Genomic DNA, 23,344 nt, shown 5'->3' with positions numbered 1-23,344 from the left:
AAGAAATGGGTTATGAAGCTGGCCAATATGATGTAATCGTCGTCGGTGCCGGTCATGCTGGTGTTGAGGCTGCTCTTGCTTCTGCAAGACAGGGCGCCAAAACACTTGTATTGACCATCAATCTCGATATGGTTGCTTTTATGCCATGTAATCCGTCCGTAGGAGGTCCCGCTAAAGGGATTGTCGTCAGAGAAATTGATGCGCTAGGCGGAGAAATGGCACGAAATATAGATAAGACACATATTCAAATGCGTATGCTGAATACTGGGAAAGGACCTGCTGTCCGTGCGTTAAGAGCGCAAGCAGATAAGTTTCAATATCAGCACGAAATGAAAAAAACAATGGAAAATGAACCAAACCTAACAATGCTGCAAGGGATGGTAGACCATTTAATTGTAGAAGATGATGAATGTAAAGGTGTTGTGACTCAAACAGGTGCAAATTATCGCGCGAAGTCTGTTGTTCTAACGACTGGTACTTTCTTAAAAGGCCGCATTATTTTAGGGGATCTTTCTTATTCAAGCGGTCCTAATAATCAGCAGCCTTCCATTAAATTATCGGATCATCTAGCAGAATTAGGATTCGATTTGGTTCGCTTTAAAACTGGGACACCACCTCGAGTAAACAGCCACTCGATTGATTATAGTAAGACGGAAATTCAACCAGGTGACGATGTACCACGTGCGTTTTCTTATGAAACTGTGGAATATATTACAGATCAATTACCATGCTGGTTAACATACACGAGTTTAGAGACTCATCAAATTATTGATGAGAATCTTCACCGTTCTCCTATGTATTCAGGTATGATTAAAGGAACAGGTCCTAGATACTGCCCGTCTATTGAGGATAAGGTGGTTCGTTTTAATGATAAACCGAGACATCAAATTTTCTTAGAGCCAGAAGGCCGTAATACGCAAGAAGTGTATGTTCAAGGTTTATCTACAAGTCTGCCAGAGGATGTACAGCAGCGAATGCTGTCAACCATTCCAGGACTTGAAAATGTACAAATGATGCGAGCGGGTTATGCCATTGAGTATGATGCGATTGTGCCTACACAATTGTGGCCGACACTTGAGACGAAGAAAATTTCTGGATTATATACAGCTGGCCAAATTAATGGTACCTCTGGTTATGAGGAAGCTGCAGGTCAAGGAATTATGGCAGGTATCAATGCAGGAAGAAAAGCATTGGGTAAAGAAGAAGTCATTTTAAGCCGATCTGATGCATATATCGGTGTTCTCATTGATGATCTTGTCACGAAGGGTACAAATGAACCTTACCGTCTTTTAACTTCTCGTGCAGAGTACCGCTTACTTCTGCGTCATGACAATGCTGATTTAAGATTAACGGAACTTGGATATAACATTGGTTTAATTTCTGAAGAGAGATTCCAAGCATTCACACAGAAAAAAGAGGCTATTGAAGCAGAGAAAAAACGTTTATATTCTGTCATTATTAAACCTACAGCAGAGACACAGGAATATATCCGTTCTCTTGGTGGAAGTGAATTGAAGGACGGTATTCGCGCTAGTGATCTGATGAAGCGTCCAGAGATGAACTATGAATCTGTTGTGAAACTAGCTCCTGCTGACACACCGCTTCCTGCTGATGTGTGTGAACAGGTAGAGATTCAAATTAAATATGAAGGTTATATTGAAAAGTCGCTCCAACAAGTTGAAAAGCTGAAAAAGATGGAAAATAAAAAGATTCCGGATCGAATCGATTATGATGCCATCAAAGGGATTGCAACTGAAGCGAAGCAAAAGCTAAAAGAAGTCCGACCGCTTTCTGTTGCACAGGCTTCTCGTATTTCAGGCGTTAACCCTGCTGATATTTCTATCCTTTTAGTGTATTTGGAGCAGGGACGTATTGCGAAGATAGCAGAGTAGAAAGGATGTCGGCATGAACATTGAACAATTTACAGCAGCACTAGAGGAGAAAGGGATCACTCTTTCTCCAGTGCAGCTTGAACAATTTGAAACTTACTTCCATATGCTTGTAGAATGGAACGAGAAGATGAATTTAACGTCCATTACAGAAAAGGGAGAAGTATATTTAAAGCATTTTTATGACTCGATATCAGCAGCATTTTTTATTGATTTTCACAATGTGACAACAATTTGTGATATTGGAGCTGGTGCTGGTTTTCCAAGCATTCCTCTTAAAATTTGTTTCCCTCATCTACATGTGACCATTGTTGATTCTCTCCAGAAACGCATTACGTTTCTCAATGAGTTAGCAAAAGGGTTAAACTTACAAGATACTACTTTTTATCATGATCGTGCGGAGACCTTTGGACAACGTAAAGATCAACGTGAAAGCTATGACCTTGTCACCGCTAGAGCAGTTGCGCGCTTATCTGTCTTGAGCGAACTATGCCTGCCTCTTGTGAAAAGGGAAGGTTTGTTTGTTGCATTAAAAGCATCTGCTGCAGATGAAGAGATGCAAGCAGGAAAAAAAGCCGTCACTGTCCTCGGAGGAGAGGTTGTTGAAAAGCATTCCTTTGTTCTTCCTTTAGAAGAAAGCGAACGGAACATCATTGTCATTGAAAAGAAAAAACAAACACCAAAAAAATATCCTAGAAAACCAGGAACACCTAATAAATCACCAATAGAGGGTTGATCATGTAAAAGGTCGGTTTTTCTTCAATATTTATGATTTTACAGAAGGAAAAAACATGAGAAAATAGAATTATAAAAAGGTAGTTTTTAAAGGTGGTGTAGGTTCATGAAGCATTCACTCTCACGCTTCTTCGGGCTTGGTGACAAAGAACATCCTGAGCGTGATACCGAAATAGAGGCAGAGATTGCTGAGCATGAAACATTAAAGGAAGAGATACAGGAGCTCCCGGTCGACACAATTATGCCTAACCGTTTTCAGCCACGCACCATTTTTTCAGAAGAAAAGATACAAGAGCTGGCCACAACCATTCATACCCATGGCATTATTCAACCGATTGTTGTTAGACCAACAGAAGAAGAAGGAAAATATGAACTGATCGCCGGCGAAAGACGTTGGAGAGCGGTACAAACTCTTCAATGGGAGAAGATCCCCGCTATTATAAAAGATTTTACTGATACGGAAACGGCATCTGTGGCATTGATTGAAAATTTGCAAAGAGAAGAGCTGTCTGCAATTGAAGAGGCTCATGCTTATGCTCGTCTTTTAGAGCTTCATGATTTAACGCAAGAAGCGCTTGCTCAGCGTTTAGGTAAGGGACAATCGACTGTTGCAAACAAACTAAGACTTTTAAAGTTGCCTGAAGAGGTACAGCAAGCCATTTTGGAGAAAAAAATCTCTGAGAGACATGCCCGTTCACTTGTACCTCTAAAGCTGCCAGAATTACAGATCACGCTGTTGCAGGAAATCATCGAAAAGCAGCTGAATGTGAAACAGACTGAAGAGCGTGTAGTGAAGATGCTTGAACAAAAAACAGATCGCAAACCGAAGCCGAAACGTAAGGCGTTTAGCCGAGATACGCGAATTGCGATGAATACCATTCGTCAGTCTCTCCACATGGTAGAAGACAGCGGACTTAAAATAAATACCGAGGAAGAAGAATTTGAGGAATATATCCAATTAACGATTCGAATTCCTAAATAGAAAGAAGCTGATGAGCATTACTCGTCAGCTTTTTTGTCTTTCTCTCCCTTCAATTCATGATATTTACTTATTATTAATTAATTGGTAAAATATGATTTTCATAGTAGAAGGGAGGTGACATATAACTGATGAAAATGAAAAAGACTGTTTTTGCTATTATCTGTTATTTACTAATCTCTTTTTCTCTTTTTTCAAATGAAACGACTGTGTTTGCTGTGAGCACGTCAACAAATCATGATACTCATTCAGCGGAAGAAACGATTACGAAAGAAGAACTGAGTACTCTGAAGAAACAAGGTGTGGTTTCGACAGATGTAACGGTTCAACAATTAAATCAAGAGCAAGCGTCTCAGGACGATGCGATCGATGTGATCACAGCTGATGATGATTTGGAGAACTATGGTTTAAGGCAAAACAAACAGGATGGAATGGTAACGGATGAAAGGCCGAATACCATTCGCCATCTTTTTGGTAAACCGTATCCTGGAACCGATATTATGCCTCAAAAAGGGGATATATTGGTGACGAGCACTGGTGCTTTGAATGGTTTAATTGGTCATGCAGGCATCGTCATTAATGAGAAAAGCTATGCATCCATTCCTGGGTTCCGGCAGCATCCAAATATTGATTCGATTCAAAGCTGGTTTCGCTATAGTGCCAATACAAAGGTGATTCGGATTAATCATCAGGAAAAGGCAGATTTAGCAGGGGATTGGGCGCATGATTATGTGAAAGACCATCCGAAGGCTCGATATTCGATCACTATGTCTATTCAATCCTTGGACCCTACTTATTGTTCAAAGATTGTATGGCAGGCTTACGCGAAAACCGGGGACGCTGTTGGACATGCGACATTTACCATTAAAGCACCCTATGGGTTTTTGAAAAAGAAGAACTATAAAACAGTGACACCTAAAGTCATTGTAAGTGAAGGCCGAAAAATTGGCGGGCTAAACTTTTGATTGTATCTCCCTCACTTTTATAAAAGTGGGGGTTTTTTGTCTCGTTATTTTCTTCAAAAAGATATATTAATATACTTTTAAAACGTATTTTTATGCATCTATCCATGTACGGAAACACAGATTCATTCACGAATTTATAGTGGAGAAACAAAAAAAGCAAACGTTTCATACTTTTTTTGATAGAATAGGAAGTATGAATCAATGAGAAACTTGTTAAGTTGAAAGTGGGTGACATCGTGGGGAAAATCATAGCGATTACCAACCAGAAGGGCGGCGTTGGGAAGACGACAACTTCTGTTAATTTGGGTGCGTGTTTAGCATACATAGGAAAACGAGTGTTGTTAGTTGATATTGATCCGCAGGGAAATGCCACGAGTGGTATTGGGATTGAGAAGGCAGACGTAGAGAAGTGCGTGTACGATATTTTAGTAGACGATGCAGATGTACTTGATGTGATTAAGACGACAGAGGTCGAAAATCTTGATGTCATTCCTGCGACGATACAGCTTGCAGGGGCGGAAATTGAGCTTGTGCCTACGATCTCACGTGAAGTGAGGCTGAAAAGAGCACTTGAATCTGTGAAGCAAAATTATGATTATATGATTATTGACTGCCCGCCATCGCTTGGATTACTGACGATTAATGCGTTAACTGCATCCGATTCTGTTTTAATACCGGTTCAGTGTGAATATTATGCGCTTGAAGGATTGAGTCAATTGTTGAATACGGTTCGTCTTGTGCAGAAACATCTAAATACCGACCTTGCCATTGAAGGTGTCTTACTGACAATGCTTGATGCAAGAACAAACCTTGGAATCCAAGTCATCGAAGAAGTAAAAAAATACTTTAGAGATAAAGTCTATCAGACCGTGATTCCGAGAAATGTGAGACTAAGTGAAGCGCCTAGTCATGGGAAACCTATTATCTTGTATGATCCACGTTCAAGAGGTGCAGATGTCTATTTAGACTTAGCAAAGGAAGTGGATGCGAATGGCTAAAGGTCTTGGGAAGGGTATTAATGCGCTATTTAACAATGTGGATTCCAATGAAGAAACTGTCGAAGAAATTAAGTTGAAGGATTTGCGTCCGAACCCTTATCAGCCAAGGAAAACGTTTGATGATGATGCATTGTCTGATCTCAAAGAATCAATTCAGCAGCACGGTGTTTTACAGCCGATTATTGTTCGTAAATCGATTAAAGGATATGACATTGTCGCAGGAGAACGCCGTTTCCGTGCAGCACAACAAGCTGGTTTGACAACGATTCCTGCGATCGTCAGAGAATTTTCAGAAACATTGATGAGGGAGATCGCTCTTTTAGAAAACTTACAGCGCGAGGATTTATCTCCATTAGAGGAAGCGGAAGCCTATGCCTCCTTACTAGATCACTTAAGTGTGACTCAGGAGGAATTAGCCAAGCGATTAGGCAAAAGCAGACCGCATATTGCGAACCACCTTCGTCTATTAACATTACCGGACGAAGTACAAAAACTGATTGCGGATGGGACATTATCCATGGGACATGGACGCACGTTGCTTAGTTTGAAAAACAAAAAGAAGCTGGCTCCATTGGTAAAGAAGGTCGTGGACGAAGGATTGAATGTCCGTCAGGTTGAGAAACTTGTTCAGCAATTAAATGAAAATGTTCCACGTGAAACAAAGAAAAAAGAAGCACCAAAGGATCGCATGTTGAAAGAAAGAGAATCTTTCTTACAAAATTACTTTGGTACTTCAGTGACGATCAAGAAACAGAAGAAAAAAGGGAAAATTGAGATTGAATTTCTCTCAAATGAAGATTTAGAAAGAATCCTTGAATTGCTTTCTACGAGAGAATCATCGGAATGACCATCTTGATATGAGATGGTCTTTTTTATATTCTTCCCGTGATATTTTGAATAGGGGTAAAGAGAGAACGGCTTTTTTCTCTCGTCCAATCCATTTGATCAATGTGGGATAGACTTTCAGAAAGTGTATTGGCCATTGACATCACAAGATGAAGACGTGTGTTTTGAAGAACGAAGTATTCCATAAAACCGCTCACGTTGACGATTCCATTAATATGAATATTGCCTACTTCTGGCAGCTCTTTTTGCACACCTGCACCGGGCTTTAACGGCCCTTCTCCAATTTGAAACGATCCTACACTTTTCACTCTTCCTAAACAGGCATCAACGGCTACGATAAATGGGTGTTTATGAGCTTGTTCAATTTCAGCGAGCTTTTCCTTTAAATTGACCGCATGCACTGGGTCAGAGAGAGTGCCGTATACATACAGCTTTTTTAAATCAAGACTTGAAAGCTTTGTTCCTACAAGTGGACCTAGAGAGTCACCGGTTGAGCGGTCTGTTCCTATGCAGACGATGGCAACGGGTCTTTTTCCTGCTTTCTGAAGATGCGAGAATAAAATACTTTTAAGCTGCTGAATGGCATTTGTATCCGTATGGGACACGTATTCTTTCACCCTATTTCTTAAAAAAAGACCGTTCTTGCTATTCATAGGTCTCACTTCCTTGTCATAGTAGTTAGTAACAGTATACGGAAACAAGCTTAATTCTATACCTATGAGGTGATGATTGTGTGGAAGGCTGGTTCAAGGTGGACGCTTTTAATTTTAGGAAGCTTGATAGGAGCGGGATATGCCTCAGGTCAAGAAATTTGGCAGTTTTTTGGCCTTGATAGCGGACTAGCCATTCTACTGTTTACGCTCATGTTTATGCTATCTACCTATGTGGTGTTAAAAATTAGTTATGAGGTGCGTGCCGATCATTTTGTGCCGGTGTTAGAGCGTCTTGTAGGTCCTTGGCTGGCCAAGGTGTATGATATTTTAATTGTTCTTTATCTATTCACGACAACAACAGTCATGATTGCCGGTGGCGGGGTGACACTTGAGATGTATCATGTACCATTTTGGGTTGGAATCGGTGCATTTTGTTTATTCTCATTTATGATTTTTTTCTGGGATGTGAAAGGGCTCTTATCTGTGAATGCCTTCATTATACCAATTTTGGTGGCGGGGCTCATCTATGCGTTTGTTTTTTATTATATGAATCATGATCATATGTGGAGAATTGATTTTGGCCAGCAATACAATTGGCCTGCCAGTATCGTCTTTGCTTCTTTGAATATATTATCTGTTGTGGCGGTGCTGTCTTCAGTGGGGAAAGAAATGAAGGGGCTTGGAGAGGCCAAGGTTGCGAGTATATTAAGCGGTTTGATTTTTGGTGTCATTTCTTATGTGTATAACGAAATACTAGTTGATATTTCTGGGAGTCTTTCAGCAGAAGGGATTCCTTTGTTTACAGTATTAGAGGGGGCACCAACATCATTGTTTGTGTTTATGACCATTGTTCTTTGTTTAGCGATTTATACAACAACCGCTGCGGGATTATTTGGTTTATCCAGCCGCATGCTCTCTTTTATACGAATGCCCCGCTGGTTCATTGTATTCATCATGCTTCTTTTGATGGCACCTTTAACCTCTCTTGGATTTGCTGATTTGATTGCTTTCTTGTATCCGATTTACAGCTTGCTCAATCTTTATTTGCTTGTCTGTTTAATGCTGTATCCGATTTTAAGTAAAAAGATATTTTTCCGTTCTAAAAATTATACTGATAAAATAAAATAAACACCTCTCTTTCAAAGAGAAGTGTTTATTTTATCCGAATGGAATCAATCGCTTCCTTGATATCGTCATATACAGGCATGTGCTGAAGACGCTGCATGCGTTCCTCTATTTCTGAGATGGCTTGTCCCTTTAAATGCTGGGATACGTGTTGTTTGACAATGGTTGTCTGGTTCATCATGTCTTCTGTTTTGGACAATTGGTACTCCAAGTGCATGCGTGTGTTTGCCAATTCATCGTGAAGCCGCATTTTCAGCAATCGCTTTAAATCTTTTCGTTGTCCTTCTCTGCGCATGGCCTGAATAGCGGCAATTTCTTCAGGTGATTGCGATTGTGTTTGTGGTGCAGATTGACTTTCGAATACAGACATGGAGCGGCGAGCACTCACATTTTGCAAGAAACGCTGGGCGTCACTAGGAGGTTTATTTTGATTGATCATATGGCGACTCCTTTCTTAACGAATACCCATTTGCATCGCAAGGCGTCTATCTGCCTTGGCATAGTCATCACCCATTGTGTACATATGTCTTGAAAGGGTGGAAAGTTCTTGTTCGTAGTCTCTCAAGGTGTACAAGGCATTCAGTTGTTTTTCATGAGAATAAAAGGTTGATTGCGGCTGCTCCATCCTTACTTCCTCTAACAGTGCTTCTACATCGCTATGGGTTAATAAATCATAGTGACCGAAGCCGACAAGTCCTTTCAGTTCTTGTTTTACATGATGGACGGCATCTTTTACACTATCATCAATTCCATCTATTTTCTCAAATACAGTGTGTACTTCATGTTCAATAATACTTTGTAGATCATACGATGAATTTTTTAGTAAATGGGATTTTATGATAATTTCAAGCCCGTTTTGTGCATATGCACGGCCTGAATGGATTTCTTGTAAAAGCATCGCTGTAAAACTTGTATTGTGATCAAGCTGTTCATCTAAAATACGAGCGGTTCCATTCGAATGGAATGAATACCCATTTACTTTAAATTCTCCTGAAACGAGAGCTAAAAATGCATTTGTATCAAACGATTCGTTCCACTCTATATTCATTGATGCAAAAGCTGATCTTAAAAAGTTGTCAATTTCTCTTGGTTTATATTTTATGGATTCTTGGACCGATCCCTGCTCCCGGGGCGGTACGGTGTACTTGACTTGTCCAACTCCATGATCATGGCGATTGAGTAAACCTACATAATGATTGGGTTGAATATATTCCGTGAGAACATGGGTATATTTTCCTTCTACTGCTTTTTGCTGAATGGAAGGTGCCAGGCTGCTCCATATATTTGGGCTATCGAATGTGATGGCTTTTTTGACAGCTGGCTGTTCTGTCGCAATGTAAGCACAAACAGCACCGGCAAGCGCTTGTCCAGTGAGATAGATGGTTGCATTCGGGTGCTTCTGACAGACGTCCTCGATGTATTCCTTCCCTTTAAAAAAGACATGATCTTGTTTTCCGGCTAAGGATTTTCTTTCAATGGGGTAGGCATAATCCGTTTTTAACAATGATTGGGTAGCCGTTTGAACATCTTGTGTCGATGTCACCGTCATTTGTTTTGGCAGAGGACAGTGAAACGCGACAATGAACTCATCTGACTGTTCCTGCTGCATCGTTAAACCATATAATTGATGATCTATTTTTAGAAAATCGTTGACAGTGAGCGTATGCTGACCTACTTCTATCGTATGGTTCTGCTGGTAATTCTCTGCGTTTCCAGCGTGATCGGATATGATTTTATAATCTTTGTCGGTTAATCTATCCTTTCGATTGACCATCGTACCTGCTCCCTCACATAACATTTATGCAGATATCATAAATCAAAAAATATGGAAAAACCACAGCGTTCTACCAATAAAAACCTTTTGACCTACAGTGTTTGTGACAATATTGAAAAAAAGCGGAGTTTAAGTAACTATTGGTCACAAATAAAATGATCTAAAAGAAGGGTTTTTTCTATAAAAAAGAACGGGATTGATACATGACAACGCCTCTTTATTTTGTGCATTGCTCTCTATCGGCATTTTTTTGTACAATAGATTTAATGAAGTGAGCAAGAGAGGTGAATGCTGATGGCAGACAAAGCATTTGGGTTACATGACGTTGTTGAAATGAAAAAACCCCATCCATGTGGTGCCAATCGGTGGAAAGTCATTCGTTTGGGCATGGATATTCGTATTAAGTGCGAAGGGTGTGGGCACAGCGTGATGATCCCAAGAAGAGATTTTGAACGAAAAATGAAGAGAATTCTCGTCAAGCATGAGGAGCCAACTGCTTAAGTAGGCCTCATGCTTTTTTGATGAAATTTGTCTTTTGTTCAGAGAAACAGATGCAATTTCTTATTTTAAAGCTCCGATTTAGTCTTTTTGGTAATGTTTCTTCTATTGAAAATGCATGATGGTTAGCTTGTCTTTTCATGTAAACCTACTTATAATTGCTCTAGGTTCATATTACGCAGTATAACGAGCACGTTTCATATAGAGGAGATGAAAGAATGGCTTTAACAGCTGGTATTGTTGGCTTACCTAACGTCGGGAAGTCAACGCTATTTAATGCAATTACACAGGCTGGAGCGGAGTCTGCTAACTATCCGTTCTGTACCATTGATCCAAACGTCGGAATTGTAGAAGTTCCAGACGAGCGTTTGCAAAAACTGACAGAATTAGTGCAGCCAAAAAAGACAGTTCCGACTGCTTTCGAATTCACTGATATTGCTGGTATTGTGAAAGGTGCATCTAAAGGAGAAGGTTTAGGGAATAAATTCCTTTCTCACATTCGTCAAGTAGATGCGATCTGTCACGTGGTGAGAGCTTTTGCTGATGATAACATTACACATGTGTCAGGTAAGGTTGACCCAGTGTCAGATATTGAAACGATTAATTTAGAATTGATTTTGGCTGATCTAGAAACGGTTGAAAAGCGTTTAACTCGTGTGAGTAAGCTTGCGAAACAAAAAGATAAGGAAGCGGTAGCTGAATTTGATATTTTGGAAAAGCTGAAGGACGCATTTGAAGCTGGAAAATCTGCAAGATCGGTTGAATTTACAGATGAGCAGCAGAAGCTTGTGAAGCAGCTTCATTTACTCACGTCAAAACCTATTCTGTATGTAGCAAATGTGAGTGAGGACGAAGTAGCAGATCAGGACGGAAACGAATATGTACAGCAAATTCGTGAGTTTGCATCTGGCGAAAACGCTGAAGTCATCGTCGTTTGTGCGAAGATTGAGTCTGAAATTGCAGAGCTTGAAGGAGAAGAGAAGCAAATGTTCCTTGAAGAGCTAGGCATCAAAGAATCAGGTTTAGATCAGTTGATTAAAGCGTCTTATTCACTTCTTGGCTTAGCTACGTATTTCACAGCAGGTGAGCAAGAAGTACGTGCTTGGACATTTAAAAAAGGAATGAAGGCGCCGGAATGTGCTGGAATCATTCATACGGACTTCGAGCGTGGATTTATTCGTGCTGAAACGGTTGCTTATGAAGATTTACTAGCTGGCGGAAGTATGTCTGCTGCAAAAGAAGCAGGAAAAGTTCGTTTAGAAGGTAAAGAATATATAGTGAAAGATGGAGACGTCATTCATTTCCGTTTTAACGTATAGGTTCTTGTCATAGGCAAAGTAATTTGTTATAATATACAATTGTGAGTAATATAATTTATTGCTCCTTGCCCGTATAGGGCCGCTTAGACCAAAAGGAGGTGCAATCAGATGAGAAAGTACGAAGTTATGTACATCATCCGCCCAACAGTTGACGATGAGGCTAAAAAAGCAGTTATCGACCGTTTTAATAACGTGTTAACTTCTAACGGTGCGGAGATCACTGGAACAAAGGATTGGGGTAAACGTCGTCTTGCATACGAAATCAACGATTTCCGTGAAGGCTTCTACCAAATCGTAAACGTTCAATCTGACGCTGCAGCAGTTCAAGAATTTGACCGCTTAGCTAAGATCAGTGACGATATCATTCGCCACATTGTTGTTAAAGAAGAAGAATAAATCATTGAAATATATATTTAAAGGTGGTCTTTCAATATGCTAAACCGTGTTGTATTGGTCGGAAGACTAACAAAAGACCCTGAGCTTCGCTACACGCCTAATGGTGCGGCTGTAGCCACGTTTACTCTAGCTGTGAATCGTACGTTTACGAATCAATCTGGAGAGCGTGAAGCCGATTTCATTAACTGTGTTACTTGGAGAAGACAAGCCGAGAACGTGGCTAATTTCTTGAAAAAAGGAAGTCTTGCCGGTGTAGACGGTCGCTTGCAGACAAGAAACTATGAAAACCAGCAAGGACAGCGTGTCTTCGTGACAGAAGTTCAAGCTGAAAGTGTTCAATTTCTTGAGCCTAAAAGCGGCGGTGCTGGTTCAGGTGGATACAGCGGCGGTGGCAATAGCGGAGGCCAGTATTATGGCGGTAGCCAAAATGATCAGAATCCATTTGGAAATGAACCAAGTCAAAATCCATATGGCAATCAAAACAACCAAAATCGTAATCAGGGAAATAGCTTCAATGATGACCCATTTGCGAATGATGGTAAACCGATTGACATCTCCGATGATGATTTGCCATTCTAATTGATCTGAAAAAAATGACCAAAGGAAAGGTGTGAAAACAAATGGCAGGTGGACGCAGAGGCGGTCGTGCGAAACGTCGTAAAGTATGTTTCTTTACTTCTAACGGAATCACGCACATCGATTACAAAGATGTTGATCTTCTTAGAAAGTTTGTTTCTGAGCGTGGTAAAATTTTACCTCGTCGTGTAACAGGAACTAGCGCTAAGTATCAACGTAAATTGACATTAGCGATTAAAAAATCACGTCAAATGGCATTACTTCCATACGTTACTGGTGAGTAAGTCGTTGACTTAAAAGCGAAGGGCCTTGAGCTCTTCGCTTTTTTTATTTGTCTCACTTTTATGAGAAAGCCGTTTCTGGCAGTCTAACTAGGGGAAGTATGTAAAAAGAGAGTCAACGTGACAGTTTGTTCTATACAAATACTAGGTCAATCTGTCATATTGGTATTTTAAAATATACTTGCAGTCAGGGCGTGGGAAGATGATTGAATTTAAGAATGTATCGATGCAATTTTCTGATGACCGCTATGCCGTTCAATCTGTTGATTTGGAGATTCAAAAAGGTGAATTTTTTGTATTGATTGGACCTAGTGGAAGCGGGAAAACGACGACTTTGAAAATGATCAATCGTCTCATTTCTTCTACAGAAGGTGAGATTTACATAAAGGGTCGAACCATCAGCGATTATGATATTTATGAGCTGCGCTGGGATATTGGTTATGTGCTTCAGCAAATTGCGCTGTTCCCTCATATGACCATAGAAGAGAATATTGCTGTAGTGCCAGAGCTGAAACAATGGAAGCGGACTGAGACGAATCAGCGTGTTGATGAGTTGATGTTCATGGTGGGGCTTGAGCCTTCTACCTATCGACATCGAAAGCCAGCAGAGCTTTCAGGAGGACAGCAGCAGCGAGTCGGCGTAGCACGGGCACTTGCTGCTGATCCTGAGATTGTCCTGATGGATGAACCTTTTAGTGCGTTAGATCCACTGACGAGAGAGAAATTACAAGATGATCTGCTCGAGTTACAGCGCCGTATTCAAAAGACCATCGTTTTTGTGACACATGATATGCAGGAAGCCATGAAGCTTGGAGATCGGATATGTGTGATGAATGAAGGAAAAGTGGTGCAGGTTGGACGCCCAGAGGAATTGATTCAGCATCCAGTTACTCCATTTGTGCGGGAGTTTGTTTCAGGAGCTGCCCGTCATGTAGACCATCAAGCATTTGAGCTGACAACTATTTCTCAGCCCATGCCTCAAGATGATCTGTTAGGCGAAGAGGCGGTCTCCATCCATGCGACGCTGGAAGAGGTTCTATCTCGACTGGCAGAGCATGAAGAGCTTGTTGTTGAGAAGGATGGGGAACGGATCGGGCTCATCACTCGTCAAGCGGTGATCCAGTATTTAGCCGGTACTTCTGCTGAGAGGGGCGAGACACATGAATGAATGGACCAGTGTGCTATGGGCTCGAAAAGATCAGCTCGGACACGCCTTACTTGAGCATATTCAAATTTCCTTCATTGCGTTATTTCTAGCGATTTTGATTGCCATTCCATTAGGGATTTATTTAACGAGAGTCCCTAAGATAGCAGAGTGGATCATTGGGGTGACGGCTGTCTTGCAGACAATTCCGTCTTTGGCGCTGCTTGGACTGCTAATTCCTCTCGTTGGGATTGGTCAAGTGCCCGCAATTATCGCTCTTGTCGTCTATGCTCTTCTTCCTATTTTAAGAAACACATATACAGGCATTCGTGAGGTCGATCCGTCGCTGCGAGAAGCGGCGCTCGCTATGGGAATGAATCACCGCAAACGCTTATTAAAAGTAGAGCTCCCTCTTGCTATGCCTGTGATCATGGCAGGTATCCGAACGGGGATGGTTCTCATTGTAGGGACAGCCACCCTTGCAGCTCTTATTGGGGCAGGTGGATTAGGGAGTCTGATTCTGCTTGGAATTGATCGGAATGATATGTCGTTGATCATCATTGGTGCTATTCCAGCTGCATTACTTGCGCTCTTATTTGATGTGGTCTTGCGGACACTTGAGAAAATCTCCTTTAAAAAAACCGTGATCTTTGTGACGGTCTTTGCTGTAATAGCAGGAGCAGTTGTCGCTGCCCCATTGCTGTTTCAACAAGAAAAGAAAGAGATCACCATTGGAGGGAAGCTGGGGTCAGAGCCTGAAATTTTGATCTCCATGTATAAGCTTTTAATTGAGCAGGATACAGATATCCAAGTCAATCTTAAGCCTGGTCTTGGTAAGACGTCCTTTGTTTTTCAAGCACTGCGGTCTGGTGATATTGACATCTATCCTGAATTTACAGGGACAGCGATTTCTGAATTTCTGAAAGAAACAGCGAAAAGCACGGATAAGGAAAAAGTGTATGAGCAGGCGCGCCAAGGTTTGGCGTCATCCTTTCAGCTTCAGCTTCTTCAGCCGATGGCTTATAACAATACATATGCTTTAGCCGTGCCTCAATCACTAGCGGATCAATATGATTTATCAAAGATTTCAGATCTGGGTCAAATCAAGAATCGTATACGTGCTGGCTTTACTTTAGAGTTTTCTGATCGTCAGGATGGATATTTAGGCATTCAAAAAGCTTATCAGTTTTCTTTCGACGATGTGGTCACGATGGAACCGAAACTTCGATATCGAGCCATTCAAAAAGGGAATATTCAGTTGGTCGATGCGTATTCGACAGACAGTGAATTGAGACAATACAAGTTGAAGGTGCTTGATGATGACAAGCATGTTTTCCCGCCCTATCAAGGAGCGCCCTTGCTAAGACAGGAGACATTAAAAGAGTATCCTGAGATTGAGGCCTCTCTCAACAAGCTCGCTGGTCAAATCACAGATGATGAGATGAGAGAAATGAATTACGAAGTCAATGTGAAGGGGAAAGATGCATTTCAAGTAGCCGAAGCCTATTTAAAAAAGAAAAAATTGCTTCAATAATCAAGGGAAAGCAGGTCTGCTATAACAAAGCGGCCTGCTTTTGAAAAGAAAAAAACAAAAATCATTGACATCTATTTCAAAAAAGAATATCCTTAATTCGAGATAAATATATTTTTTGGTCATATATCTCGAATTCGAGATAATATAAAAGCGTCAGTCAAGACATAATGAGTAGGGACATGTTACGTCATGAAGAGGAGGTCATTAGAAGTGAAGAAAACAGAAGGAATTCACCATATCACAGCAATTGTTGGTCATCCTCAGGAGAACGTTGATTTTTATGCAGGTGTTTTAGGTCTGCGTCTCGTGAAAAAGACCGTCAATTTTGATGATCCAGGCACATATCATTTATATTTTGGAAATGAAGGAGGTTCTCCAGGTACCATTATTACGTTTTTCCCTTGGCCAGGTGCACAAAAGGGACAAATTGGAGCAGGTCAAGTAGGTGTGACAACATATGTCGTACCGACCGGTGCCTTCTCTTTTTGGAAGGAACGGCTTGAGCAGTTTGACGTTTCTTATGAAATGATTGAACGTTTTGGTGAGACCTTTCTCTCATTTGAAGATCCGCACGGTTTATTGATAGAACTTGTAGAACGTGAAGAAGGAAAACAGAATGACTGGACATTTAATGGGGTGACACCAGAAGTAGCGATTAAAGGGTTTGGCGGAGCTGTTTTATTAACTTCACAGCCTGAGCAAACGATGCAGTTGCTAGAGCAAACGATGGGACTTGAAAAAGTCGGCACGGAAGGAGATTATGTGAGATTCCGTTCGTTTGGAGAAATCGGCAATGTCATTGATGTGAACAAGACACCTGTTGCACGAGGACGTATGGGCGTGGGTGTTGTACATCATATTGCGTGGAGAGCAACAGATGATCAGGATCAATTGGATTGGCAAAGACATGTTGCGCAAAGCGGATATCAAGTGACGCCTGTGCAAGATCGAAATTATTTCAATGCGATTTATTTTAGAGAGCTTGGCGGCATATTATTTGAGATTGCGACCGATCCTCCAGGGTTTGCACACGATGAATCTGTGGAAACGATGGGTGAAGCGTTGAAACTGCCGCCGCAATATGAGGCGCAGCGTAGTCAAATTGAACAAATCGTGCTGCCGATTGAGGTAAGAGAAATCAAAGGGAAAGGAGATTCATGATGAAGCATCTTTTTCAAAAAGGAAAGAATGAACAAAAACCTGTCCTTCTCATGCTGCATGGAACTGGCGGGACAGAGCAAGACTTATTGCCGCTTGCAGAAGTGGTAGACCCTGAAGCATCTGTTCTTAGTGTGAGAGGAAATGTATCAGAAAACGGCATGCCGCGTTTTTTCAGGCGTTTGGCAGAGGGTGTTTTTGATGAACAAGATTTAATTGAGCGTACAGAGGAATTATATACATTTATCGGGGAAGCAGCAGATAAGTATGGATTTGATCGTCACAATGTTGTAGCCATCGGCTATTCAAACGGGGCGAATATTGCTGGAAGTCTGTTATTCCATTACGGAGATGCGTTGAAAGGAGCGATCCTGCATCATCCAATGGTCCCAAGACGAGGGGTTTCATTACCTTCATTAGCGGGGAAACAAGTCTTTATAGCAGCTGGTGAAAATGATCCAATGTGCCGTCCTGAGGAATCTCAGGAACTGGAGCAACTGCTTCAGGAGGCGGGAGCATCCGTAACGCTTCATTGGGAAAATCGTGGACATCAGCTAACGAGAGAAGAAGTCGATGCTGCGGCATTGTGGTATCGTCGTCAATTTAAATAAGGTGGGGAATACAGGTGGGATTTTTACAGAAGCTTTTTGGGCAAACCAAACAAAAGGAGATGGAACAAATGGAAAACGTAAAACTAGCGATTATTTATTATAGTTCAACAGGTACAAACTATCAGATGGCAAAATGGGCTGAGGCTGGAGCGAAAGAAGCTGGTGCTGAAGTCAAAATTTTAAAGGTTCCTGAATTGGCACCAGAAGCAGTTGTTGCATCAAATCCAGCATGGAAAGCACATTTAGATGAAACAAAAGATGTCCCTGAGGTTCAGTTAAGTGACTTAGAGTGGGCAGATGCCATTATTTTCAGCATGCCGACACGTTTCGGTAACTTACCGGCTCAAATGAAGCAATTCTTAGACACAACAGGCGGTTTATGGTTCCAAGGGAAACTAGCAAACAAAGCAGTGAGTGCGATGACATCTGCACAAAACCCAAATGGCGGACAGGAGCAGACAGTTCTGAGCCTTTATACAACGATGTTCCACTGGGGAGCCATTATTGCCGCTCCTGGATACACGGATGATTCCCTATACGGCGCAGGGGGTAACCCTTACGGTGTGAGTGTGACTGTTGACCAAAATGGAAAGATCCAAGAGGATGCAGAAGCAGCCGCAAAACATCAGGCGAAACGTACAGTAAATGTAGCAGAATGGATCAAAAAAGGTCAAAACGCTTAATAGATGTATACAAAAAGAATGCAGCCACTCCGCTGCATTCTTTTTTCATTAATAAGGATCTGAAGGGGTGCTGTTGTTGATCGCATCGTTGACAGCCTGTGCCGCACCTGTTGATCCAATGGGTCCGCTTGGCTCCTCTTGTTTGAAGGCTTTTAAGCCATCGGCCACACGTTTTCCGTAGTCAGGATCAGCTTTTGTGAAGTTTTCGATCATTTGGTCTTGGATGTCTTTTTGGCAGGTAGCTAAGGTGTTGACTAAGTTTTTAATTAGTTCCTCACGTTCCCAATCATTGAAGCGACGATAGGTTTCTCCGGCTTGTCCGAAATTGTTCGGGCGGTCAATGGCTTCTCGTTTGACTTCACCCTCTACAAAAGGCGTATGATCCTTTCCATCTTGCTGTGATTCTTTTAATCCCCCGAGAATGGACGGTTCATAATTCACATGGGGGTTTTGTCCTTTTCCTTGATCCACATGATATTCCATTTGCCCATCTCGCTGATTGGTGGCAACATGCTTTTTCGGTGCATTGATCGGCAGCTGTAAATAATTTGGCCCGACTCGATATCGCTGCGTATCAGAGTATGAGAAGGTACGTCCTTGCAGCAATTTATCATCTGAGAAATCTAATCCGTCTACAAGAACCCCCGTCCCAAAGGCAACCTGTTCCACTTCTGCAAAATAATTTTCTGGATTTTTGTTTAGCACCATTCGTCCGATCGGTTTCCATGGATAGTCATCCTTGTACCAGAGCTTTGTCGGATCGAGTGGATCAAAGTCTAGGAGGGGGTGGGCGTCATCTTCCATGATTTGAGCATATACTTCCCATTCAGGATGATCCCCTTGTTCAATGGCTTCATATAAATCCTGTGTGGCATGATTAAAGTTTTCCCCTTGAATGGCTTGGGCTTGTTCTTGTGTCAGGTTGCGAATTCCTTGCTTTGGTTCAAAGTGATATTTGACCAACACTGCTTTTCCTTCATGATTCACCCATTTATAGGCATGGACGCCAGAGCCTTGCATGTGCCGGTATGTGGCAGGAATGCCCCATGGCGAGAAGAGAAATGTCACCATATGTGTTGCTTCAGGTGATTGTGAAACGAAATCAAAAATGCGCTCACCATCCTGACGATTGGTGACAGGGTCAGGCTTAAAGGCATGAACCAAATCAGGGAATTTCAAAGCATCTCGAATAAAGAAAATCTTGAGGTTGTTCCCAACGAGATCCCAGTTGCCGTCTTCTGTATAAAATTTGATCGCAAATCCCCGCGGATCGCGTAAAGTTTCTGGTGAATGTCCGCCGTGAATAACAGAAGAGAATCGAACGAAGACAGGGGTCTTTTTTCCTTTCTCCTGAAATAATTTGGCTCTTGTATAAGTGGAAATGGGTTCGTCACCGAATGTACCGTAGGCTTCAAAGTATCCGTGTGCGCCGGCACCTCGTGCGTGAACGACACGTTCAGGGATGCGTTCACGATCAAAATGACTGATTTTCTCTAGGAAATCGTAGTTTTCAAGTGTAGTCGGTCCTCGATTCCCAACGGTTCTTATGTTTTGATTATCTGTTACCGGGTGACCTTGTCGATTCGTCAAGGTTTCTTCTGACTCTGAAGATGATGTAGGCTGTTGATCTTCTTTCAAGGTAGAATCCCTCCTTCAATATCTCCCTAACAATATGGTCATGTTGCTCCCTATTTCATACAAGGATTGATATAATGAGTGAAAACTTTTATGAGGAGCGGACCTAATGATTCGATTACACTGCCTTCACGCACATCCATCTAATATTTCTTACATTGACGACGCTTTCTATGACACAGGATTTGATCTGCATCACATCGTCGATTCATCCTTTATGGAACGAGCCAAACAAGATCCTGCATTTGATCTTGAGCAGCAGCAAACCTATGCGATCAACAGACTCATGCAAGAAGCAGAGGCTGATCTTGTTTTATTAACGTGTACACAATACATTGCGGCTTTGGGGGAGCAGCAGCACCTGTTCAAACAACCAATTGTTCCGATAGATGAGCCGTTATTTGAGCAGATTTGTGAGCGAGAGGGTCCGCTTCAGCTAGTGTTTTCAAACCCAGATACAGTAGAAGGAACGATGAAGCGACTGTCTTCATATGTAAAAGAGCGGGGAAAGCAGTTGAAGGCAGAAGTGGTTGTGCTAGAGGATGTCTTTCATCTTTGCTTGAACGGCGATATACAAGCCTACCATGAGCGAATTATGGAACAGTTAAGGCAATCTGTGAAGCAGCAGCATGGAGATATTTGTGTGATGCAGCTCTCGATGGTTCACGCTGCAAAGCAGGTGGAGCAGGAAACAGGAGTGTCCATCATTCATCCGCTATCACCACTCAAACCATTTGTTTATCAAAAAATAACGGCTTTAAAAGAGTGAACCCGTCAGGTTCGCTCTTTTTGTATAGAAACGTAAATGGGATGACATGTTAAAAAAATAATGGAGCGCAAACTATTTTTAACAGGTGCGCGTCTATCCAATGTAAGAAATAACAGATGCGCATTTAAGATAAAGGAGCTCTTTGTAAAATGAAGAAACGAAAGATTGATGATCAATTTGCGGATTACGTAATGGAACATAAACACAGTTTTTATCGATTGTCCTATAGCTATGTCAAAAACCCAGAAGATGCGATGGATGTCGTTCAAGAGGCGATTCATAAAGCACTCAAATCTGTTCACCGATTAGAGGATGCGACCAAGATGCATAGCTGGTTTTATAAAATCGTCGTAAACGCTGCCCTCGACTTTTTACGAAAGAAGAAGCGTGTGCAAGTGACAGACGATGACACGCTGGAATTTTTATCACAGGGTGAATCGGATGTCTATGAGGATCAAGATGTCAGACGGGCGATAGAAGATTTGCCGGAGATGTATCGGGTCATCATTATATTAAGATTCTTTGAGGATTTAAAGCTAGAGGACATTGCTCATATTCTTGGAGAAAATGAAAACACCATTAAAACAAGATTATATAAGGCGTTGCGGCTTTTAAAAGTAGAATTATCGCAGGAGGAAATATAAATGGATAAGCATTTGGAACAGTTAAAAGAAGAATATCTAGAAATCCCTATTCCCCCGGAATACGATGCTATGGTTGAACGGACATTAAAACGAAAAAACAAGAAACCTCATTTTCAGAAATGGACGATCGGACTTGTTGCTGCGGCTGCTTTATTTGTCACCACTGTAAATGTCAGTCCGCAGGCAGCAAGAGCGATTTCAGAAGTACCCATCATTGGAGAGCTTGTGAAAGTCGTGACGTTCACAGAATTTAAAAAGAGCGATCAGGGAACAAATATTGATCTCAAAACACCACACGTTTCAGGGATTGGGGACGGAGAATTACAAGACAGCCTGAATCAAAAATATTTAGCTGAAAACAAAAAGCTGTATCAAGATTTTGAAAAGGAAACAAAGGGTTATAAAAATGGTCATTTGAGTGTAGAGAGCGGATATGAAGTAAGAACAAATAATGATCAAATTCTTTCACTAGGTCGATACAAGGTGACGACTCAGGCTTCTGCGGCAGAGGAAATGACATATGATACGGTGGATAAGAAAAACCATGTACTCATTACATTACCAAGTCTGTTTAAAGATGACCGTTATATTGATGTGATTAGTGAAAATATTAAAGAACAAATGAAGAAACAGATGAAAGAGGATTCAAATAAGATTTACTGGATGACGAAGCAAGATACGGTTGATCCGTTTAAGAAGATTCAGCCAGATCAAAGCTTCTATATCAATTCAAAAGGCAAACTGGTGATTTCCTTCAACGAATATGATGTGGCGCCTGGTTACATGGGTGTAGTTGAATTCACGATTCCAACAAGCGTGCTAAAGGATATTCTCGTCAGCGATATGTACATTCATTAAAAGAAGAAAAAAGACTGCTGATGTCAGCAGTCTTTTTGAGTTTATGAAGAAAGTGCGTCTGTTAGTGCAGGCACGACTTGTTTCTTTCTTGATACAACACCTTTGAGTAAAGCAGTGTTGTTTTCAAGTGTGACATTAAATGCTTTTTCTACTTTTGCTGCTTCAGCACCAAGGGCAAGAGCAAGAGAGTCATTTTCTAGAATGTCTGTGATCACTAAAACAAATAGATCAAGACCTTTCGCTGCGATGACTTCATTGATTTTTGCTTCGATGTCAGCTTGTCTTGCTGTTACTTCAGCGATATCAACTGTATTAACTTGTGCAATTTCGACTTTGCTGTTACCTAGTGCAAATTCTTTTGCATCCAGTGTGATTAATTCTTGAACTGTTTTTTGGCTTAGGTCAGCTCCTGCTTTCAGCATATCTAAACCATATACGTCAGGGTCTACTCCTGCGATTTTTGCCAGCTCATGCGCAGCATCAACATCCTGCTGTGTGCATGTTGGGGATTTGAATAGCAAGGAATCAGAAATGATCGCAGACAAAAGCAAACCAGCGATTTCTTTTTCAATTGTGACTTGGTGCTCTTTGTACATTTTGTTTAAGATCGTTGCTGTGCAGCCAACTGGCTCAGCACGATAGTAAAGAGGTTCACTTGTTTCAAAGTTGGCAATACGGTGATGGTCAATGACCTCTGTCACTTGTACTTGATCAATATCGCTTACACTTTGTTGGAATTCGTTATGATCGACAAGAATGACTTGTTTTGTTTCGTTTGCAGCCGTTTCAATGAAACGAGGTGCTTCTTGTTTAAAGAAATCTAATGCGTATTGTGTTTCTCCATTGATTTCTCCAAGTCTGACAGCTTCTGCTTGAACGCCAATTTTGTTTTTCAGATCAGCGTAAGCGATAGCAGAGCAAATCGTGTCTGTGTCAGGGTTTTTGTGTCCGAATACGAGTGTTTTTCCCATGTGAATTCTCCTTCTTACTTTTATTGATGATGTTTCTATTCTAACAGCTTTTGACCTTGAATTCAGGGTTTATAGCTAAGAATAATCTAAAAAATTGTAACATGTCGTCTGGAAAGTTGCATGTACAAGACGATCTAAGTTGTTCCACGTGAAACGCTCTTGGGATAGCCTGCATTTTACTTGCGATTTACGGCTATGGTAAAATAAAGGTTGGGTCAAGATATGCCGGAGCGTACATCGTACGTATACATAGAAGTACACATTGAGCAAGATATAGAAAAATGATTGGATTGAGGTGAAGGT

At 41.4% G+C, this 23,344-nt stretch carries 25 protein-coding genes; 20 read left to right on the top strand and 5 right to left on the bottom strand.

The window, feature by feature from the left end; genetic code table 11:
* Positions 1-5 precede the first annotated feature (5 nt).
* From mnmG to ACTJJQ_RS16050, 6 genes are all read left to right on the top strand, one after another.
* Complete coding sequence (gene mnmG, locus ACTJJQ_RS16075; protein ID WP_039169033.1) at positions 6-1,892, top strand: tRNA uridine-5-carboxymethylaminomethyl(34) synthesis enzyme MnmG; 1,887 nt, start codon at positions 6-8, stop codon at positions 1,890-1,892.
* A 13-nt stretch (positions 1,893-1,905) separates the two neighbouring features.
* The gene (gene rsmG, locus ACTJJQ_RS16070) at positions 1,906-2,625 is read left to right on the top strand and encodes a 16S rRNA (guanine(527)-N(7))-methyltransferase RsmG (RefSeq protein WP_440600392.1); all 720 of its coding nucleotides are present in this window, start codon (positions 1,906-1,908) and stop codon (positions 2,623-2,625) included.
* A gap of 105 nt (positions 2,626-2,730) precedes the next feature.
* The gene (noc, locus tag ACTJJQ_RS16065; protein ID WP_024718432.1) at positions 2,731-3,606 is read left to right on the top strand and encodes a nucleoid occlusion protein; all 876 of its coding nucleotides are present in this window, start codon (positions 2,731-2,733) and stop codon (positions 3,604-3,606) included.
* A 128-nt stretch (positions 3,607-3,734) separates the two neighbouring features.
* Positions 3,735-4,568 (top strand): orthopoxovirus pf05708 family protein, encoded by an 834-nt coding sequence (locus tag ACTJJQ_RS16060; protein WP_345911626.1) that lies wholly within the window; start codon positions 3,735-3,737, stop codon positions 4,566-4,568.
* Between the two features lie 236 nt (positions 4,569-4,804).
* A complete protein-coding gene (gene soj, locus ACTJJQ_RS16055; protein ID WP_008360890.1) occupies positions 4,805-5,566 on the top strand; it encodes a sporulation initiation inhibitor protein Soj in 762 nt (253 codons plus the stop codon).
* Positions 5,559-6,413, top strand: a complete 855-nt coding sequence (locus ACTJJQ_RS16050) for a ParB/RepB/Spo0J family partition protein (RefSeq protein WP_017359871.1) — start codon at positions 5,559-5,561, stop codon at positions 6,411-6,413. The genes soj and ACTJJQ_RS16050 overlap by 8 nt, the downstream gene beginning before the upstream one ends.
* Before the next feature lie 25 nt (positions 6,414-6,438).
* Here ACTJJQ_RS16050 and yyaC read toward each other — a convergent pair whose 3' ends face one another.
* Complete coding sequence (gene yyaC, locus ACTJJQ_RS16045) at positions 6,439-7,065, bottom strand: spore protease YyaC (protein WP_242731385.1); 627 nt, start codon at positions 7,063-7,065, stop codon at positions 6,439-6,441.
* 72 nt (positions 7,066-7,137) lie between these two features.
* Here yyaC and ACTJJQ_RS16040 point away from each other — a divergent pair, with 72 nt between their 5' ends.
* The gene (locus tag ACTJJQ_RS16040; protein WP_007497464.1) at positions 7,138-8,193 is read left to right on the top strand and encodes a YkvI family membrane protein; all 1,056 of its coding nucleotides are present in this window, start codon (positions 7,138-7,140) and stop codon (positions 8,191-8,193) included.
* A gap of 25 nt (positions 8,194-8,218) precedes the next feature.
* On the opposite strand, the gene ACTJJQ_RS16035 is transcribed toward ACTJJQ_RS16040, so the two are convergent.
* Together ACTJJQ_RS16035 and ACTJJQ_RS16030 are read right to left on the bottom strand one after the other, a co-directional pair.
* Positions 8,219-8,629 carry a hypothetical protein gene (locus tag ACTJJQ_RS16035; protein ID WP_007497462.1) on the bottom strand — a complete coding sequence of 137 codons (411 nt, stop codon included), beginning with the start codon at positions 8,627-8,629 and terminating at the stop codon, positions 8,219-8,221.
* Between the two features lie 15 nt (positions 8,630-8,644).
* Complete coding sequence (locus tag ACTJJQ_RS16030; protein ID WP_440600391.1) at positions 8,645-9,964, bottom strand: hydrolase; 1,320 nt, start codon at positions 9,962-9,964, stop codon at positions 8,645-8,647.
* Positions 9,965-10,258: 294 nt separating this feature from the next.
* Between ACTJJQ_RS16030 and ACTJJQ_RS16025 the strand changes: the two genes are divergently transcribed.
* The 10 genes from ACTJJQ_RS16025 to wrbA all read left to right on the top strand — a co-directional run bounded on the left by ACTJJQ_RS16025 (position 10,259) and on the right by wrbA (position 18,164).
* Positions 10,259-10,465, top strand: a complete 207-nt coding sequence (locus tag ACTJJQ_RS16025) for a DUF951 domain-containing protein (RefSeq protein ID WP_440600390.1) — start codon at positions 10,259-10,261, stop codon at positions 10,463-10,465.
* 215 nt (positions 10,466-10,680) lie between these two features.
* Positions 10,681-11,781, top strand: coding sequence for a redox-regulated ATPase YchF (gene ychF, locus ACTJJQ_RS16020; RefSeq protein WP_007497458.1), 1,101 nt, complete (start codon positions 10,681-10,683; stop codon positions 11,779-11,781).
* Positions 11,782-11,889: 108 nt separating this feature from the next.
* On the top strand, positions 11,890-12,177 hold the full coding sequence (gene rpsF, locus ACTJJQ_RS16015; RefSeq protein WP_008347557.1) for a 30S ribosomal protein S6: 288 nt from the start codon (positions 11,890-11,892) through the stop codon (positions 12,175-12,177).
* Positions 12,178-12,213: 36 nt separating this feature from the next.
* The gene (ssbA, locus tag ACTJJQ_RS16010) at positions 12,214-12,756 is read left to right on the top strand and encodes a single-stranded DNA-binding protein SsbA (RefSeq protein WP_007497456.1); all 543 of its coding nucleotides are present in this window, start codon (positions 12,214-12,216) and stop codon (positions 12,754-12,756) included.
* A gap of 41 nt (positions 12,757-12,797) precedes the next feature.
* Positions 12,798-13,037 carry a 30S ribosomal protein S18 gene (rpsR, locus tag ACTJJQ_RS16005; RefSeq protein WP_008347556.1) on the top strand — a complete coding sequence of 80 codons (240 nt, stop codon included), beginning with the start codon at positions 12,798-12,800 and terminating at the stop codon, positions 13,035-13,037.
* Positions 13,038-13,236: 199 nt separating this feature from the next.
* A complete protein-coding gene (locus ACTJJQ_RS16000; RefSeq protein ID WP_217967631.1) occupies positions 13,237-14,202 on the top strand; it encodes an ABC transporter ATP-binding protein in 966 nt (321 codons plus the stop codon).
* A complete protein-coding gene (locus tag ACTJJQ_RS15995; protein ID WP_156061478.1) occupies positions 14,195-15,712 on the top strand; it encodes an ABC transporter permease/substrate-binding protein in 1,518 nt (505 codons plus the stop codon). Before ACTJJQ_RS16000 ends, ACTJJQ_RS15995 begins: the two co-directional genes overlap by 8 nt.
* 189 nt (positions 15,713-15,901) lie before the next feature.
* Positions 15,902-16,873 (top strand): ring-cleaving dioxygenase, encoded by a 972-nt coding sequence (locus ACTJJQ_RS15990; RefSeq protein WP_217967632.1) that lies wholly within the window; start codon positions 15,902-15,904, stop codon positions 16,871-16,873.
* The gene (locus ACTJJQ_RS15985) at positions 16,870-17,481 is read left to right on the top strand and encodes an alpha/beta hydrolase (protein WP_024718443.1); all 612 of its coding nucleotides are present in this window, start codon (positions 16,870-16,872) and stop codon (positions 17,479-17,481) included. The genes ACTJJQ_RS15990 and ACTJJQ_RS15985 overlap by 4 nt, the downstream gene beginning before the upstream one ends.
* A 68-nt stretch (positions 17,482-17,549) precedes the next feature.
* Positions 17,550-18,164 carry an NAD(P)H:quinone oxidoreductase gene (wrbA, locus tag ACTJJQ_RS15980; RefSeq protein ID WP_008347543.1) on the top strand — a complete coding sequence of 205 codons (615 nt, stop codon included), beginning with the start codon at positions 17,550-17,552 and terminating at the stop codon, positions 18,162-18,164.
* A 48-nt stretch (positions 18,165-18,212) separates the two neighbouring features.
* Here the strand turns inward: wrbA and katX are convergent, their stop codons facing one another.
* Entirely contained in the window at positions 18,213-19,802 is a 1,590-nt protein-coding gene (gene katX / locus ACTJJQ_RS15975; protein WP_440600389.1) for a catalase KatX, read from the bottom strand.
* Positions 19,803-19,908: 106 nt separating this feature from the next.
* Here katX and ACTJJQ_RS15970 point away from each other — a divergent pair, with 106 nt between their 5' ends.
* The 3 genes from ACTJJQ_RS15970 to ACTJJQ_RS15960 all read left to right on the top strand — a co-directional run bounded on the left by ACTJJQ_RS15970 (position 19,909) and on the right by ACTJJQ_RS15960 (position 22,070).
* Positions 19,909-20,568, top strand: a complete 660-nt coding sequence (locus tag ACTJJQ_RS15970; protein ID WP_076821503.1) for a hypothetical protein — start codon at positions 19,909-19,911, stop codon at positions 20,566-20,568.
* 149 nt (positions 20,569-20,717) lie between these two features.
* Positions 20,718-21,212 carry an RNA polymerase sigma factor gene (locus tag ACTJJQ_RS15965; protein ID WP_007497431.1) on the top strand — a complete coding sequence of 165 codons (495 nt, stop codon included), beginning with the start codon at positions 20,718-20,720 and terminating at the stop codon, positions 21,210-21,212.
* Positions 21,213-22,070 carry a DUF3298 and DUF4163 domain-containing protein gene (locus ACTJJQ_RS15960; RefSeq protein ID WP_217967634.1) on the top strand — a complete coding sequence of 286 codons (858 nt, stop codon included), beginning with the start codon at positions 21,213-21,215 and terminating at the stop codon, positions 22,068-22,070. It begins immediately after the preceding gene.
* Positions 22,071-22,111: 41 nt separating this feature from the next.
* On the opposite strand, the gene ACTJJQ_RS15955 is transcribed toward ACTJJQ_RS15960, so the two are convergent.
* Positions 22,112-23,041 carry a manganese-dependent inorganic pyrophosphatase gene (locus ACTJJQ_RS15955; RefSeq protein WP_048001996.1) on the bottom strand — a complete coding sequence of 310 codons (930 nt, stop codon included), beginning with the start codon at positions 23,039-23,041 and terminating at the stop codon, positions 22,112-22,114.
* Positions 23,042-23,344 lie beyond the last annotated feature (303 nt).

This window comes from Bacillus sp. 22483 (genome assembly GCF_052044605.1).
Taxonomy (GTDB): domain Bacteria; phylum Bacillota; class Bacilli; order Bacillales; family Bacillaceae; genus Bacillus; species Bacillus altitudinis.
This window is presented reverse-complemented; position numbering and strand designations above follow the sequence as displayed.